We start from the raw sequence: 15,440 nt of genomic DNA, 5'->3' as shown, positions 1-15,440 counted from the left end.
CATGACCAAGGTTGGCCAGATGCTCCGTTTCGCGCATGCCCGTGACGCCGCGCTGCTGCTTGCGGCGGGCTTCGCGCTCATCGGCGCGCCGCAGGAGGCTTTCGCGCAGGCCGCGCCGGCCAAGGCGCGCGGCGGATCGTCGGCGCTGGGCGGGCTCGGCGGCGACAGCAAGGAGCCGATCAAGATCGATGCCGACAAGCTCGACGTGGTCGACAAGGAGAACAAGGCGGTCTTCTCGGGCAATGTCGTCGCCGTTCAGGGCGAGACGACGGTTCGCTGCACGGTGATGACCGTGCTTTACGAAGGCCGCGGCGGCCCGGGCGGAACCGCCGGCCGTCCGGCGACGCCGGCCGCGGCACCCGCGACGCCCGCCCCGGCTTCCGCGACGCCGGCCGCTGGCGGGCAGAACAATGACAGCTCGATCAAGCGCATCCTGTGCAAGGGGCCGGTGACCGTCGTCTCCAAGACGCAGGCCGCGACCTCGGACAATGCCGAGTTCGACCGGGCCCGAAATCTCGTCATCATGACCGGCAACGTCGCGCTGAACGACGGCCCCAACGTCACCCGTGGCCAGAAGCTGACCTATGACACCGTGACCGGCGTCGCCAATGTCGAGGGCGGGCGCGTGCAGGGGCTGTTCGTGCCGAATGCGGCCGATGCCAACAAGGCTGACGCCAACAAGCCCGGTGCCAAGCCGGCCCCGAAGCCCACCAACTGATCGTGCTGCAGTGACCGTTTCCGAAGCGCCTCGTCCCTCGGCCGCGCCGGCGCGGCAGGCTCCACGCCCGCAATCGCCCGGCGCCTTCGGCCGCCTGCGCGGGTTGTTCGGCAAAAGCGATCAGGCCGGCGCCAGGCCGGCGCCTGCCGGCGTCACTGCCATCGGCGGGGCAGGGGTCCTTGCCGTTTCGGGCCTGCGCAAGAGCTATGGCGGCCGCGCGGTCGTCTCGGATGCCAGCCTTCACCTGCGCCAGGGCGAGGCTGTCGGCCTGCTCGGGCCCAACGGCGCCGGCAAGACCACGATCTTCTACATGATCACCGGCCTCGTCGCGGCCGATGCCGGCGTCATCTCGCTCGAAGGCAACGACATCACCGCGCTGCCGATGTATCAGCGCGCCCGCCTCGGCATCGGCTATCTCCCGCAGGAGGCCTCGATCTTCCGCGGCCTCTCGGTCGAGGACAATATCCGTTCGGTGCTGGAAGTGGTCGAGCCCGACCGGAAGGCGCGCGAGCGCCAGCTCGACCAGCTGCTCGAAGAGTTCACCATCGCCCGCCTGCGCAAGTCGCCCTCGATCGCGCTCTCGGGCGGCGAGCGCCGCCGCTGCGAGATCGCGCGTGCGCTTGCCGGCAAGCCCTCCTTCATCCTGCTCGACGAGCCCTTCGCCGGCATCGACCCGATCGCGGTCGGTGACATCCAGGCGCTGGTGCGGCAGCTCACCGATCGTGGCATCGGCGTGCTGATCACCGACCACAATGTCCGCGAGACGCTCGGCCTCGTCGATCGCGCCTATATCATCCATTCCGGGCGTGTGCTGACCGAAGGCTCTCCGGCCGAGATCATCGCCAATCCGGATGTCCGGCGCGTCTATCTCGGCGAGGATTTCCGCCTCTGAGGCGCTGTCGCTCTGTTGTCGTGGCGGTTTTGTTGCGGTGCATCAATTTTCCGGCCGCAGCCATGGCTGAGCCTTTGACGCGGCGGTGAGCCGGCGCTAGTGTCCCTTCCGCAAGCAAGAAGCGTGCCGATGGCGCGCGAGCGGGAAGGGCCTTTCGCGTATGGCGATGATGCCGCGCATGGAGCTGCGCCAGGGACAGTCCCTGGTGATGACGCCGCAGCTGCTGCAGGCGATCAAGCTCCTGCAGCTCTCGCATCTCGAACTCCAGAATTTCGTCGAGGGCGAGCTGGAGCGAAACCCGCTGCTGGAGCGCGACGAGGGGCCGGAGCAGCCGGCGCGCGCCGACGACGCCGACAGTCCGCACGCCGCCGATGCCGAGAGCTTCGCCAGGGCCGAGAGCCTGCACACGCAGGAGGGCATGGAGGGCAGGCTCGGCACCGGCCTCGACAATGTCTTCCAGAACGAGCAGCCGACAGCCGCCCGCAGCGAGGCGAGCGGTGCCGACAGCCTGCCGATCGTCGGCGGGGCCTATGGCGCGACAGGCGGCTCCTTCGACGGCGATCCCGAGGGCTTCGAGAGCAGCCTGACGGCGGACGCCTCGCTGCACGATCATCTCGTCGCGCAGCTCGACCTGGCCGTCGTGACGCCGGCCGAGCGCATCATCGGCCGCCACATCATCGATGCCGTCGATGACAGCGGCTATCTCGGCGAGCCCCTCGCGGAGATCGCCGAGCGCCTCGGGGTCGCCACGGACAGGGTCGAGACGGTCCTGCGCGTCATCCAGAGCTTCGATCCCTCCGGTGTCGCGGCCCGCGACGTCGCCGAGTGCCTCGCCATCCAGCTGCGCGACCGCAACCGCTTCGATCCGGCGATGCAGGCGCTGGTGGCGAACCTGCACCTCGTCGCCAAGCGCGATTTCGCTGCTTTGAAGCGCCTCTGCGGCGTCGATGACGAGGATATCGCCGACATGGTTGGGGAAATCCGTCGTCTCGACCCCAAGCCCGGCCGCGCCTTCGGTGGCTCGGCCGCCGAGACCGTGGTGCCGGACGTCTTCATCCGCGCCGCGCCGGACGGCTCCTGGCTGATCGACCTCAACCCCGACACCTTGCCGCGCCTGCTCGTCAACCAGACCTATCACGCGCGCGTTTCCAGGGCGGCCCGCAACGATGCGGACAAGGCCTTCATCGCCGAATGCCTGCAGACGGCGAACTGGCTGACCCGCTCGCTGGAGCAGCGCGCCCGGACGATCCTGAAGGTCGCCAGCGAGATCGTGCGCCAGCAGGACGGCTTCTTCGCCCATGGCGTCGAGCATCTGCGGCCGCTCAACCTGAAGACCGTGGCCGACGCCATCGGCATGCACGAATCGACCGTCTCGCGCGTGACCTCGAACAAATACCTGACCTGCTCGCGCGGGGTCTTCGAAATGAAATATTTCTTTTCGGCCGCGATTGCCGCCACCGGCTATGGCGAGGCGCATTCTGCCGAGGCCGTCCGCTTCCGGATCAAGCAGATGATCGACGACGAGAGCCCTTCGGCGGTTCTCTCGGATGATGCGATTGTGACCCGTTTGAAGGACGGCGGCATCGATATCGCCCGGCGCACTGTGGCGAAATACCGCGAATCCCTGAGAATCCCGTCTTCGATGGAGAGGCGGCGCGAGAAGGTCGCGATGGCCGCGGCAGAACGTTAAGCGAATTTGTTCCAAAGGCGCCGTGCATGCGCGCCATGACTGCGCCGGCTCATTGACAACCCCGACTCCCGGTTCTTAGCTCCTAGAGATGGCCGAACAGGGCCATGGCTAAACCAAGGGGAAGCAGTCCATGAGCTTGCGAATCTCCGGCAAGAATCTCGACGTCGGCGAGGCCCTGCGCGGCCAGGCCGAGGAGCGGGTCGCTGCGGCGGTCAGCAAATATTACGAGGGCGGCTATCAGGGCCATGTCACGGTCGACAAGGATGGCTCCGCCTTCCGGACCGACGGTGTCCTGCACCTCTCCTCCGGGATCACGCTGGAAGCCTCCGCCACCGCCCACGATCCCTATGCCAGTCTCGACAAGATGGCTGAGCGCATCGAGAAGCGGCTGCGACGCTACAAGCGCCGGCTGAAGGACCGTTCCAGCGCCAATGGCCGCGATGCCGGGATCGAAATCCCCAGCTATGTGATCGCGGCCCCGGATGACGATGTCGAGGATTTCGACGGCGCTTCGGCCGGCGACAACCCGGTGATCGTCGCGGAATCGACCAAATCCCTGCATGTGAGGACGGTTAGCGACGCGGTTGCCGAGCTGGACCTGACCGGCGCGCCGGTCGTCGTCTTCCGGCACGCTGGCAATGGCCGCATGAACATCGTATATCGCCGCGGCGACGGTAATATCGGCTGGATCGACCCGCCGGCATCGCTGTCCTGAGGCCGGCGGGCGATCCGCTCCGGCCGTCGAACCTGACCCGTGCCGACGGTTTTTCGGCCGGCACGGGACATGCATGGACGGGCGAATGACGCTGACCGATCTTCTGAGCCCCGCCGCGGTGATTTCGCCGCTGCGGGCCAACGGCAAGAAGCAGGCTCTGCAGGAGCTTGCCCAGCATGCCGCCACGCTGACGGGCTTGCCCGATCGCGAGCTGTTCGAAGCGCTGCTCCAGCGCGAGCGCCTCGGCTCTACCGGAATCGGCGAGGGCATCGCGATCCCGCACGGCCGCATGCCCGGCATCGATCGCCTCGTCGGGCTCTTCGCCCGCACCGAGAAGCCGATCGATTTCGACGCGCTCGACGGCCAGCCGGTCGATATCATCTTCGTGCTGATCGCCCCTGAAGGCGCCGGCGCCGACCATCTCAAGGCGCTTGCCCGCGTCGCCCGCGTGCTTCGTAACCAGTCGGTTCTGGAACAGGTCCGCAAGGTCCGCGATCCCTCGGCGATCTACGCGATCCTCGCCGAATCGGCCGCGCAGGCGGCCTAGACTTAAAAGCACTAAAGACTGCTTGGACGATCCCGGCCGACGGGCTATGACCCCGACTGGATCGGCGTCGCGTCTTCCATGTCCTGATCGCGGCGCGCCCTGTTTCGGAGCCGCTGGTCATGGCCTATACGCATGTCGATCTCTTCCCGCTCGGCGAGGACACGACGCCCTATCGCAAGCTCGGCAGCGAAGGCGTCAGCGTCGAGAAGATCGGCGACCGCGAGGTCCTGAACGTTTCGCGCGAGGCGATCCGCCAGTTGTCCGAACAGGCCTTCATCGACATCAACCACTTGCTGCGCCCCGGCCATCTCGCCCAGCTCGGCAAGATCCTGGACGATCCCGAGGCGACCTCGAACGACAAGTTCGTCGCCTACGACCTCCTGAAGAACGCCAATATCGCCGCCGGCGGCGTGCTGCCGATGTGCCAGGATACCGGCACGGCGATCATCATGGGCAAGAAGGGCCGCAAGGTCTGGACCGATGGCGAGGATGAGGCGGCGCTCGGCGAGGGCGTGGCGGACGCTTATTTCAAGCGCAACCTGCGCTATTCGCAGCTCGCGCCGCTCTCGATGTTCGAGGAGAAGAACACCGCGACCAACCTGCCGGCCCAGATCGACATCTATGCCGAGGGCGAGGACGCCTATAAATTCCTCTTCGTCTGCAAGGGCGGCGGCTCGGCCAACAAGACCTTCCTCTATCAGGCGACGCCCTCGCTCCTGACCAAGGACCGCATGATGGCGTTCCTGAAGGAGAAGATCCTGACGCTGGGCACCGCAGCCTGCCCGCCCTATCACCTCGCCATCGTCATCGGCGGCACCTCGGCCGAGCAGAACCTGAAGACGGTCAAGCTCGCCTCGACCAAATATCTCGATGCACTGCCGACCAAGGGTTCGCCCTCCGGCCATGCCTTCCGCGATATCGAGATGGAGGAGGAGGTCCACAAGATGACGCAGGCGCTCGGCGTCGGTGCGCAGTTCGGCGGCAAGTATTTCTGCCACGATGTCCGCGTCATCCGCCTGCCGCGCCATGGTGCCTCGCTGCCGATCGGCCTCGGCGTCTCCTGCTCGGCCGACCGCCAGGCCAAGGGCAAGATCACCCGGGATGGCATCTTCCTGGAGGCGCTGGAGACCGATCCGTCCAGGTACCTGCCGGATGTCGACGAAGCGAAGCTCGGCGGCGAGGTCGTTAGGATCGATCTCAACCGGCCGATGAGCGAAATCCTCGCCACGCTGTCGAAGCACCCGGTCAAGACCCGCCTGTCGCTGACCGGCACGATCGTCGTCGCCCGCGACCTCGCCCATGCCAAGATCCGCGAGCGGCTGGAGCGCGGCGAGGGCATGCCCGACTATTTCAAGAACCATCCGGTCTATTACGCCGGCCCGGCCAAGACGCCCGAGGGCTTCGCCTCCGGCTCCTTCGGTCCGACCACGGCCGGCCGCATGGATTCCTTCGTCGATCAGTTCCAGTCCTTCGGCGGCTCGATGGTGATGCTGGCCAAGGGCAATCGCTCGGCGGCGGTGCGCGAGGCCTGCAAGGCCCATGGCGGCTTCTATCTCGGCTCGATCGGCGGCCCGGCCGCGCGGCTGGCGCAGGACTGCATCCGCAAGGTCGAGGTGCTCGAATATCCCGAGCTCGGCATGGAAGCGGTCTGGAAGATCGAGGTCGAGGATTTCCCCGCCTTCATCGTCATCGACGACAAGGGCAACGACTTCTTCAAGGAGCTGAACCTCGGATGAGGCTCGCGCTGACCTTGACCGCGCTTCTGCTGGCCGCTCCCGTGCTGGCCCAGCAGCAGCGTCCGGCGACCTGCTCGCGCGACCTCTTCCAGAACGAGGCCGGCTTCCGCCTGCAGCAGACGCGGCTTGCCTCGGTCGCGAGTGCCGACCAGGCGACGCAATGCCGGACCTATCGCGAGCATGTCGCCTATCTCCAGAAATCCCGCTCGGTCTTCGCGACCTGTCAGGACGGCGCGGAGCGCGCGCGCAATGTCGCGGAGATGGATTCGGAGCTGGTGAACTATCGCGCGCTGATCGCCAATCGCTGCGGCGGGCGGTAAGAGCCTTCCCAGATAAGTCGAAAGGCATCGCATGACCGACCAGCAGCCGCCGCTCCAGATCGCCGTCGTGCCGGTGACGCCGTTCCAGCAGAACTGCTCCATCGTCTGGGAGCCGAAGTCGAACGAAGCCGCGATCGTCGATCCCGGCGGCGACGTGCCCCGCCTGCAGGCCGCCATCAAGGAGCTTGGCGTCACGCCGGTCGCGATCTGGCTGACCCATGGCCATCTCGACCATGCCGGCGGCGCGACCGAACTGGCGCAGGCGCTCTCAATCCCGATCATCGGGCCGCATGAGGGCGACAAGCCCTTGCTCGATGCCTTGCCGGAGCAGGGATTGCGCTTCGATATTCCCGGCATGAAGGCTGTCGTGCCGACGCGCTGGCTCAACGAGGGCGATACGGTCTCGCTCGGGGACCTGACCTTCGCGGTCGCGCATGTACCCGGCCATTCGCCGGGCCATGTCACCTTCTTCCAGAAGGACCTGCGCTTCCTGCTGGCAGGCGACACCGTCTTCGCCGGCTCGATCGGCCGCACCGATTTCCCCTATGGCGACCATGAGGCGCTGATCTCGGGGATCAAGACCAAGCTCCTGCCGCTGGGCGACGACGTCCAGTTCCTGCCCGGCCACGGCCCTGCGAGCACGCTGGGCGAGGAGCGGCAGAATAATCCGTTCCTGCAGGGGTAAGGCTTGCGATGAGGGGGGCTTGGTTCCTAGCCGTCCTGCTCCTGGGCGTTCTCGCGAGCGCACTTCTAATACTGTGGAGAGGAAGCGGCAGCGGCCTCAAGCCTCTGAGTGTTGTCGCGTTCGAAAGCCGGGGAAGCGGCAGGCTGCATTGTTTCGCGCCGCAACACTACAAACTCTCCAGCGTTGGCCAGCAGGATGTCGGCGCCAGGGCTCGGCTTCGGGACTTGGTCCCAGCTGAGATTGCCGAGAGATTGAACAGTGACGATGTCTACTCCGTCGTGACTGTGATCGACGGCAAGGGACTATATATCCGCTATTTTGGATACGAGGCTCTCGCTCAAGAGCCCGTTTGCTGGTGATCCCCAGAAATGCCAACGGCCATGCAGCGGAACGGTGCGCGTACATCCGGCGTCACTCGTTCGGCTCATGGCCGTCTTCAGCGGCAACGGAGAGCTGTGGAACGCTCTCGACATCGCCGTGATCCTGAGATGGGAGCGGTGCTTCCCGATTACAAGGGCTCGCCTGAAAAAGATCGGCGCCACTCGTAGAGCGCGTCCGGCTCGCCCTCCTCGTTGCGCTCGCCGTCGTTGAGATCGACGAGGCGAAAGCGGTGGCGCTCGTAGAAGGCCCGCGCAGCGGCATTCCGCTGGAAGGTGAACAGGTGGAGCCGCTCCGGGCTGCGCTCTTTCGCCTTGGCCAGCAGCAATGAGCCGATGCCGCGCCTGAACTGTCCGGGCATCAGATAGAGCTGGTCGAGGTCCTCGCCGTCGAGGCAGAGGAAGCCGAGGATGCGCCCGGCCTCCCGCGCAACCCAGGTCTCGCCGCTGACGAGCCTGACATGCGTGATCCAGCCCCGCACCTCATCGTCGCTATGGACCCGGCGCAGATAGGGCAGGGCCTCCGCGCGCGATGCCAGATAGAGCGTCGCGATCTCCCCGGCATCCCGGGGAGAGGCGCGTTCGATCGTGATGGCTGGCGCCGCGCTCATGCCCGAAGGCTGGCCTCAGGCGTCGAAGACGCCGAGCAGGAAGTCCTGCTTGCCGATCTGGAAGCCGTTCTGGCGCAGGATGTCGTAGGCCGTCGTGGCGTGGAAATAGAAGTTCGGGATGGCGAAGCGGGTGAGATAGGCCTCGCCTGTCATCGTCACGGTCGCAGAGGGGCCGCGCGGGAAGGTGACCTCGCGAGCAAGCCCGGCATCGAGCGCGGCGCCGTCGGCGGCGGCGATGAAGGCGAGCGTCCTGGCGATGCGCTCCTTCAGTTCCGGGAAGCTCTTCTCTTCGTCGGGGAAGCGCGGATTCTCGCCGCCGGAGAGGCGCGCAACCGCATTCTTGGCAAAGTCGCAGCAGAGCTGGATCTGGCGGGTGAAGGCCAGCATGTCCGGCGCGAGCCGGGCGGAGAGCAGGACTTCCGGCTGAATCTTGCGAGTCTCGGCCTGGTCCACGGCCTTGTCGAGAATGGCGTCGAGCGCCTTGAGCGTCTGCACGAAGCCGGAAAGGGCGGCGGCCTTGACTGAGAGCGTCATGAATGTCCTCGGAAACGACAACGGGCCCGGAAAGGGCCCGCTGCGTAAAGCTATAGAGGAGAATTTTTCGCGGCGCTCTGCGCCAGCAGATCAATCCTTCGCGCGCTCGACATAGGAGCCGTCGGCGGTCATCACGACGACGCGGGTGCCGACGCCGACATGCGGCGGCACGGCGCTGCGCACGCCGTTCGAGAGGATCGCCGGCTTGTAGGAGGAGGAGGCCGTCTGGCCCTTGGTCACCGGCTCGGTCTCGACGACCTCGAGCGTGACGCGCTGCGGCAGCTCGATCGCGACGGCCTTGTCCTCGAACACCGAGAGCGAGACCTTCATGTTCTCCTGGAGATAGGGAGCGGCATCGCCGATCACGTCCTTGTCGACCGGGATCTGGTCGTAGGTCTCCGGGTTCATGAAGACGTACTGCTCGCCGTCCTGATAGAGATAGGTGAAGTCGCGGTCCTCGACATAGGCGCGCTCGACCTGCTCGGTCGTCTTGTAGCGCTGCGTCATCTTCGTGCCGTCGGAGATGCGGCGCATGTCGATCTGCGTCGTCGGGGTGCCCTTGCCCGGAAAGAAGCTCTCGGCCGAGATGACGGTGCAGAGATGTCCGTCGAGCTCGAGGACGTTGCCCTTGCGGACGGAAGAGGCGATGACCTTGACCACGTGAATGTCCTTCTGGTGCGCGGGCCGTCCCCGCGCCAAACTTAAAACTCAGAGCATCACTTTCGCGAAAAACCGGTTCCCACTTTTTCGCGCGATGCTCTATGCGAATTCTGTCGCCGCGCAACTACCGCATTCGCGCGCGAAACGAAAGCTTTCCGACGCATTCGACGCGAGATTCGATGAGTTCGTCCCCGACGCCGTTCTGGCGGCCCGATGTCCATGCCGACCGCCGCCCGGCCCTGCTGGCGCGCGGGCGGATCAAGACGGCGCTGCGGCGCTGGTTCGAGGCCCGCGACTTTACCGAGGTGGAGGCGGCGATCCTCCAGCTCTCGCCCGGCAACGAGACGCATCTGCACGGCTTCGGCACGACGCTGATCGACAACGCGGCCGAAAGCCATCCCTATTATCTGCACACCTCGCCGGAATTCGCGGCCAAGAAGCTGCTCGCTGCCGGCGAGGCCCGCATCTTCGATTTCGCCCGCGTCTTCCGCAATCGCGAGCGCACGGCCCTGCACCATCCCGAATTCACGATGCTGGAATGGTACCGTGCCGGCGAGGGTTACGAGGCCCTGATGCAGGATTGTGCGGTGCTGCTGGCCGAAGCCACGCGCGCAGCAGGCGCTACGACGCTGCGCTGGCGCGGCATCGAGGCCGATCCCTTCGCCGAGCCCGAACGGCTGACCTTGCAGGAAGCCTTCAGGCGCCATGCCGGGATCGACCTGCTGCGCACGGTGACCGCCGACCGGGAACTCGATCGCGGCGGACTGGCTGCCGACGCGAGCGAGGCCGGAATCCGTGTCGTCGATGACGACAGCTGGTCGGACATCTTCAGCCGCATCCTCTCCGAGCGCATCGAACCGCATCTCGGCCGCGGCCGTGCCACGATCCTCTGCGAATACCCGATTAGCGAGGCCGCGCTCGCCCGGCCAAAGCCCGGTGATCCGCGCGTGGCCGAGCGCTTCGAGCTCTATGCCTGCGGCGTCGAACTCGCCAATGCCTTCGGCGAGCTCACCGATCCGGCCGAGCAGCGCCGCCGTTTCGAGGCGGATATGGACGAGAAGGCGCGCATCTATGGCGAGCGCTATCCTGTCGACGAGGATTTCCTGGCGGCGTTGGCGCTGATGCCGGCTGCTTCCGGCATCGCGCTCGGCTTCGACCGGCTCGTCATGCTCTGCGTGGGCGCACGCCGGATCGAGGATGTGCTCTGGACGCCGGTCGCGGAACCGGGCAGGGGAAGGGCATGACCGTTCACCAGCCCCCCGGTGGCCAGCCGCTGCGCAGCATCGACGCGCTCGTCGAAGCCGGCTTGGCCGCGCCCGCGCGCCGCGAGGCGCTGCAGAAGGTGGCGGAACGCTATGCCGTCTCGGTCACGCCTGCCGTCGCGGGCTTGATCGATCCGAGTGACGCGGCCGATCCGATCGCGCGCCAGTTCATCCCCGATGCGGCCGAGCTCACGACGCTGCCGCAGGAACTGGCCGACCCGATCGGCGACGATGCCCATTCCCCGGTCGAGGGCGTAGTGCATCGCTATCCCGACCGCGCCCTGCTCAAGCTCGTCCATGCCTGTCCGGTCTATTGCCGCTTCTGCTTCCGGCGCGAGATGGTCGGCCCCGGCGGCGACGCGCTGACGGGCCAGAAGCTCGACGCCGCGCTCGCCTATCTCGCCTCCCGGCCGGAGATCTGGGAGGTGATCATGACGGGCGGTGATCCCTTCATTCTCTCCGCGCGGCGCGTTCGCGAGGTAGCGAAGCGACTCGCGGCGATCCCGCATATCAAGGTCGCGCGCTGGCATACGCGGGTACCCGTCGTCGATCCCGGCCGGATCACGCCGGATTATGCGAGGGCTCTGCGCATCCCCGGCAAGGCGAGCTATATCGCCATCCACGCCAATCATCCGCGCGAGTTCACCGAAGATGCCCGCACGGCGATCGCGACGCTCGCCGATGCCGGCCATGTCCTGCTCAGCCAGTCCGTGCTGCTCAAGGGCGTCAATGCCGATGTCGAGACGCTGGGCGCCCTGATGCGCGCCTTCGTCGAGAACCGCATCAAGCCCTATTACCTGCACCATCCCGATCTCGCGCCCGGCACCTCGCATTTCCGCCTGACGCTGGAAGAGGGGCAGGCACTGGTCAAAAGCCTGCGCGGCAACCTTTCCGGGCTGTGCCAGCCGACCTATATCCTCGACATCCCCGGCGGTGCCGGCAAGATTCCGGTCGGCCCCGCCTTCCTCTCCGGCTGCGAGACGCCGGGCGTGGAGGCGGTCGCCGAAGACCGTCACGGCGGGCAGCACGCCTACCCGCCCGCCTGATACCTGAGGATACCGACATGCAGGACAAGCTGCCGCTCGCGATCGTTTCCGACATCGCCTGCCCCTGGTGCTTCATCGGCCGCGCGCGGCTGGAGACGGCGCTGGAGCGCTATGGCCTGACAGAGCGCTTCGCCATCACCTGGCTGCCTTATGAATTGAACCCGGAAATGCCCGCCGAGGGCATGGACCGCAACGAATATCTCGAAAGCAAGTTCGGCCCCGGCAAGCGCAAGGAGATCGAAATCCGCCTGTCGGAAGCGGCGCTGGAGAGCGGCGTCACCTTCAACTGGGCGAAGGTGACGCGCAGCGTCAACACCCGCATGGCCCACATGCTGGTCGCGGCCGCCTCGACCGTCCAGCGTGGCGGCGACATGACCGCCGCCCTGTTCAAGGCCTATTGGCAGGACGGGCGCGACATCGGCGATATCGAGATTTTGGTCCAGATTGCGGTCGAGCAGGGTTTCGACGAGCAGGCTGCCCGCGACGAGCTCGCCAATGACGAATTGCGCGAGACGGTGATCGGGCTGGAGGATCACGCCCGCAAGGTCGGCGTCACCGGCGTGCCCTTCTTCATCATCGACAGCAAGCTCGCGGTTTCAGGCGCGCAGCCGCCGGATGTCTGGGCGCAGGTCTTCCAGCAGGTCTTCGCCGCGCGGGCCCCGCAGGAACCGCAGTTCTGACACTGTCATTGCGGGATGCCAGATGGTGAGGTGATTCAAGGGCGGATTCGGTAGAGAATCGATTATTCCTCTGAGTTTATATTCTAAGGCCGAGCGCAATTGATTATCGCGTGTCGTCCTAAAATAATTCACGGGGTATCCGATGGTAAGGTATATCGTGTCTGTTTGTAATTCATTTTTAACTTGGCCATCATTGGTAATATCGAGTGTTTTGCTTTTGATAATTGCCATAATTTTAGAGCTAACTAATTTTGTAAATATGTATACGGCAATTTCATCTTTGATTATTTGTTGCTTTATTGGATATATTATTGATGTAGAGCGGTCTGAAATAAAAGAAAAACAAGATAATACTAAAGATAATTGAATTATGATATAAAAACATAGAGTGTATTTGGTTTTTATATTTATACTATTAGATAATAGTCATAAATAATATTCGTTATATATTTCGACGTAAGATATAGGCGCATTGTCCGAGGTGTTTATTTGTAATGCCTCGCGTGATTTTATCGTTCAGATGGTTTTCTTGGGTGCTTTGACGCGCATGTAATAACGCGTGATTCCACGTGATATTGGCTGGTCTCAGAGCCCGAGCAGATGAACGACGGCCGGCGCGCCGAGCGAGACGCCTGACAGGAACAGCAGCAGGAACACGATCTGCCGCATGACGGCCTGCGACAGCGACGGCGGATAGCGCCGCGCCAGATGCGTGCCCAGCATCACCGCCGGAATGGCGAAGAGCCCCGAGAGTGTCGCGGGTGCGGGGATTTGGTCGGTGGCGATGACCAGCCCTGTGCGGAACAGGGCGTTCAGCGCGAAGATCGTGACCAGCGTTTCCCGGATGACGACGAGCGGCATCGGCTGCCGGTAGAAGTGGTAGACGAGCGGCGGGCCGGCGGTCGAGAACATCCCGCCCATCAGTCCGGCTATGCTGCCGAAGAACAGGTAGCTCGGCCCGCCTGAAGGCTGCTTCAGCGGATCGGGTTTCCGTGCCAGCTGCAGGCTGGAGACGATGATCACGAGGCCGAGCGCCAGCCTGAGCAGATCGGCCCGGCTCGCGGCGAGCCATTCCAGCAGGTGGAAGCCGGTGAAGACGAAGGGCCAGCTTGCGACCAGGACCAGCCCGAACTTGCGCCAGTCGACATCGCGCCAGCCCTTGAGCAGCATCTGCGTCGCGTTTACCAGGGTGAGGATGCTGACGAGCATCGCCGCATCCGGCAGCGACAGCAGCCCGGTCAGCCCTACGCCACCCATGGTGATCAGCCCGAAGGCGAAGCCGGTCAGCGTCTGGACATAGGCCGCCATGCCGGTCAGCAGCAGGAACCCGATCAGGGCAGCCAGGGACATCGATGGCGTCTCCGAGGAAGCGGAGCGCGAGGCCTAGAGCATCGCCGCCCCGGCCGGAATTCATTTTCCGGCAAGGCCGATGCGCGTCGAGGGCCGGCGGACCGCATCGTCATCGCGGCGTCATGCTGCCGTTGCCCATGGGCCACGCCGGTGGTCGTTCTGCCCGCTATGGACACGGCCGAAGGTTGACTTGGCGGTGACTGGGCGGGCACGATCCACCCGCTCGCGATCAATCCACAGCAGGAGCGGCGAAGATGCTGTCGATTCCGAACCGCGCAGCCGTATGCTTTTTCGGCTTTGCGCTTTCCGGCTGCATGCAGTCGATGCCTACCGCCGAGACGATCACGCGGCCGACCATGGAAGCCTTCACCCGGCTCGGTTCATGGACGCCCTGGCGCTCGTCTCCCGATCAGCCTCGACCGGTGGTGGTCGCTGCACAAGATCCGGCTCCGGTGGCCGAACCCGTCAAGGAGCGGCCGGCTGTGCAGCCGCAGGCCAGGCCCATGCCCCGCCCGGAGCCGCAGCTGGCCTCGTCGCGGGCACGGCCCGTGCCTCCGATCGCTGCCCCGATCGCCGTTCCCGCGGCTGCCGTGACTCCGGTTGCCGCGCCCGCTCCGGCGGCCGATGCTGCATCGCCGCCACTGCTGCCGGCCAAGGTCGCCTGCCAGACCGCCAGCCAGCCCGGCGGGCGCGTGCGGATGGAGTGCACGCCGGTCGAGTGACCGCCTGAACGATCCGGTCTTCCAGCCGCCGGCCTCGTCACGGGCCGGGCGCGCGCACGCCCTTGCATCCCGCTTCGAATCGTGCGCCTTCCCTCGAAACTCAGGGAGCCGGTTGATGAACCAGAAGATCAACGATGTCCGCGACCGCCTGATCGTCGCCCTCGACGTGCCGACCGTGTGGGATGCCTATCGCCTCGTCTCGACGCTGGGCGACGGCGTCACCTTCTACAAGATCGGCTATCGCCTCGCCTTTGCCGGCGGGCTCGATCTCGCGCGCCAACTCGTCGCCGAAGGCAAGAAGGTCTTCCTCGATCTCAAGCTGCACGACATCGGCAACACCGTCACCGAGGGCGTGGACTCGCTGACCAAGCTCGGCGTCACCTTCCTCACGGTCCATGCCTATCCGCAGACCATGCGCGGCGCGGTCGAGGGGCGCGGCGATGCTGCTCTCAAGCTGCTCGCGGTCACCGCGCTGACCTCCTATGACGACGGCGACCTGCGCGATGCCGGCTATGGGCTCGCTGTGCGCGATCTCGTGCGCCTGCGCGCCGAGCAGGCCCGAACCGCCGGCATCGACGGCATCGTCTGCTCGGCCGCCGAGGCGGAAATCGTGCGCGAGGTCATCGGCAAGGATATGGCCATCGTCACGCCCGGCATCCGCCCCTCCGGGAGCGCTGCGGGTGACCAGAAGCGCACGCTCACCCCGGCCGAGGCGATCCGCATCGGCGCCGATCATCTCGTCGTCGGGCGTCCCATCATCCGCGCGGCAGACCCGCGCGCGGCGGCGGGCGCGGTCATGGACGAGATCGTCGCGGCTTCGTAAGCTCCGGGGCATCGGACCGAAAAGTGGCTTCCACTTTTCGGATCAATCCGATGACCGAACAGAAGAATAGCC

Annotated in this window: 17 protein-coding genes; 13 read left to right on the top strand and 4 right to left on the bottom strand. The window is 65.5% G+C overall.

Annotated features, from left to right (window positions below):
* The first annotated feature begins 1 nt into the window (after position 1).
* From WFK61_RS02810 to WFK61_RS02775, 8 genes are all read left to right on the top strand, one after another.
* Positions 2–718: an LptA/OstA family protein gene (locus tag WFK61_RS02810; RefSeq protein WP_336810002.1), complete on the top strand. Its 717-nt coding sequence runs from the start codon at positions 2–4 to the stop codon at positions 716–718.
* Complete coding sequence (gene lptB, locus WFK61_RS02805) at positions 648–1,610, top strand: LPS export ABC transporter ATP-binding protein (RefSeq protein ID WP_442896246.1); 963 nt, start codon at positions 648–650, stop codon at positions 1,608–1,610. Before WFK61_RS02810 ends, lptB begins: the two co-directional genes overlap by 71 nt.
* 160 nt (positions 1,611–1,770) lie before the next feature.
* Positions 1,771–3,300 carry an RNA polymerase factor sigma-54 gene (gene rpoN / locus WFK61_RS02800; protein WP_336810001.1) on the top strand — a complete coding sequence of 510 codons (1,530 nt, stop codon included), beginning with the start codon at positions 1,771–1,773 and terminating at the stop codon, positions 3,298–3,300.
* Between the two features lie 130 nt (positions 3,301–3,430).
* Positions 3,431–4,015, top strand: coding sequence for a ribosome hibernation-promoting factor, HPF/YfiA family (gene hpf / locus WFK61_RS02795; RefSeq protein WP_336810000.1), 585 nt, complete (start codon positions 3,431–3,433; stop codon positions 4,013–4,015).
* Positions 4,016–4,100: 85 nt separating this feature from the next.
* Complete coding sequence (gene ptsN, locus WFK61_RS02790; protein ID WP_336809999.1) at positions 4,101–4,562, top strand: PTS IIA-like nitrogen regulatory protein PtsN; 462 nt, start codon at positions 4,101–4,103, stop codon at positions 4,560–4,562.
* 119 nt (positions 4,563–4,681) lie between these two features.
* On the top strand, positions 4,682–6,298 hold the full coding sequence (locus WFK61_RS02785; protein WP_336809998.1) for a fumarate hydratase: 1,617 nt from the start codon (positions 4,682–4,684) through the stop codon (positions 6,296–6,298).
* On the top strand, positions 6,295–6,618 hold the full coding sequence (locus WFK61_RS02780) for a hypothetical protein (protein ID WP_336809997.1): 324 nt from the start codon (positions 6,295–6,297) through the stop codon (positions 6,616–6,618). The genes WFK61_RS02785 and WFK61_RS02780 overlap by 4 nt, the downstream gene beginning before the upstream one ends.
* Positions 6,619–6,649: 31 nt before the next feature.
* Positions 6,650–7,303, top strand: coding sequence for an MBL fold metallo-hydrolase (locus WFK61_RS02775; protein WP_336809996.1), 654 nt, complete (start codon positions 6,650–6,652; stop codon positions 7,301–7,303).
* A 508-nt stretch (positions 7,304–7,811) separates the two neighbouring features.
* Here WFK61_RS02775 and WFK61_RS02770 read toward each other — a convergent pair.
* The 3 genes from WFK61_RS02770 to efp all read right to left on the bottom strand — a co-directional run bounded on the left by WFK61_RS02770 (position 7,812) and on the right by efp (position 9,485).
* A complete protein-coding gene (locus WFK61_RS02770) occupies positions 7,812–8,291 on the bottom strand; it encodes a GNAT family N-acetyltransferase (protein WP_336809995.1) in 480 nt (159 codons plus the stop codon).
* Positions 8,292–8,306: 15 nt separating this feature from the next.
* Positions 8,307–8,825: a DUF1993 domain-containing protein gene (locus tag WFK61_RS02765; protein ID WP_336809994.1), complete on the bottom strand. Its 519-nt coding sequence runs from the start codon at positions 8,823–8,825 to the stop codon at positions 8,307–8,309.
* Between the two features lie 90 nt (positions 8,826–8,915).
* Positions 8,916–9,485 (bottom strand): elongation factor P, encoded by a 570-nt coding sequence (gene efp / locus WFK61_RS02760; protein ID WP_336809993.1) that lies wholly within the window; start codon positions 9,483–9,485, stop codon positions 8,916–8,918.
* Between the two features lie 179 nt (positions 9,486–9,664).
* Here efp and epmA point away from each other — a divergent pair, with 179 nt between their 5' ends.
* The 3 genes from epmA to WFK61_RS02745 are packed head-to-tail and all read left to right on the top strand — an operon-like array spanning position 9,665 to position 12,473.
* Positions 9,665–10,729 carry an EF-P lysine aminoacylase EpmA gene (epmA, locus tag WFK61_RS02755; protein ID WP_336809992.1) on the top strand — a complete coding sequence of 355 codons (1,065 nt, stop codon included), beginning with the start codon at positions 9,665–9,667 and terminating at the stop codon, positions 10,727–10,729.
* Complete coding sequence (locus WFK61_RS02750; RefSeq protein WP_336809991.1) at positions 10,726–11,793, top strand: lysine-2,3-aminomutase-like protein; 1,068 nt, start codon at positions 10,726–10,728, stop codon at positions 11,791–11,793. Before epmA ends, WFK61_RS02750 begins: the two co-directional genes overlap by 4 nt.
* Before the next feature lie 17 nt (positions 11,794–11,810).
* The gene (locus tag WFK61_RS02745; RefSeq protein ID WP_336809990.1) at positions 11,811–12,473 is read left to right on the top strand and encodes a DsbA family oxidoreductase; all 663 of its coding nucleotides are present in this window, start codon (positions 11,811–11,813) and stop codon (positions 12,471–12,473) included.
* 585 nt (positions 12,474–13,058) lie between these two features.
* Here WFK61_RS02745 and WFK61_RS02740 read toward each other — a convergent pair.
* Entirely contained in the window at positions 13,059–13,823 is a 765-nt protein-coding gene (locus WFK61_RS02740) for a sulfite exporter TauE/SafE family protein (RefSeq protein ID WP_336809989.1), read from the bottom strand.
* A gap of 254 nt (positions 13,824–14,077) precedes the next feature.
* Between WFK61_RS02740 and WFK61_RS02735 the strand changes: the two genes are divergently transcribed.
* Positions 14,078–14,545 carry a hypothetical protein gene (locus WFK61_RS02735; protein WP_336809988.1) on the top strand — a complete coding sequence of 156 codons (468 nt, stop codon included), beginning with the start codon at positions 14,078–14,080 and terminating at the stop codon, positions 14,543–14,545.
* Positions 14,546–14,660: 115 nt separating this feature from the next.
* Positions 14,661–15,368: an orotidine-5'-phosphate decarboxylase gene (pyrF, locus tag WFK61_RS02730; protein WP_336809987.1), complete on the top strand. Its 708-nt coding sequence runs from the start codon at positions 14,661–14,663 to the stop codon at positions 15,366–15,368.
* The last annotated feature ends 72 nt before the right edge of the window (positions 15,369–15,440 follow it).

The organism is Allobosea sp. MMO-172 (assembly GCF_037147855.1).
In the GTDB taxonomy this organism is placed as follows: Bacteria; Pseudomonadota; Alphaproteobacteria; order Rhizobiales; family Beijerinckiaceae; genus Allobosea.
The sequence above is the reverse complement of the archived record's forward strand: the minus strand, read 5'-3'. Positions and strand labels throughout refer to the sequence as shown.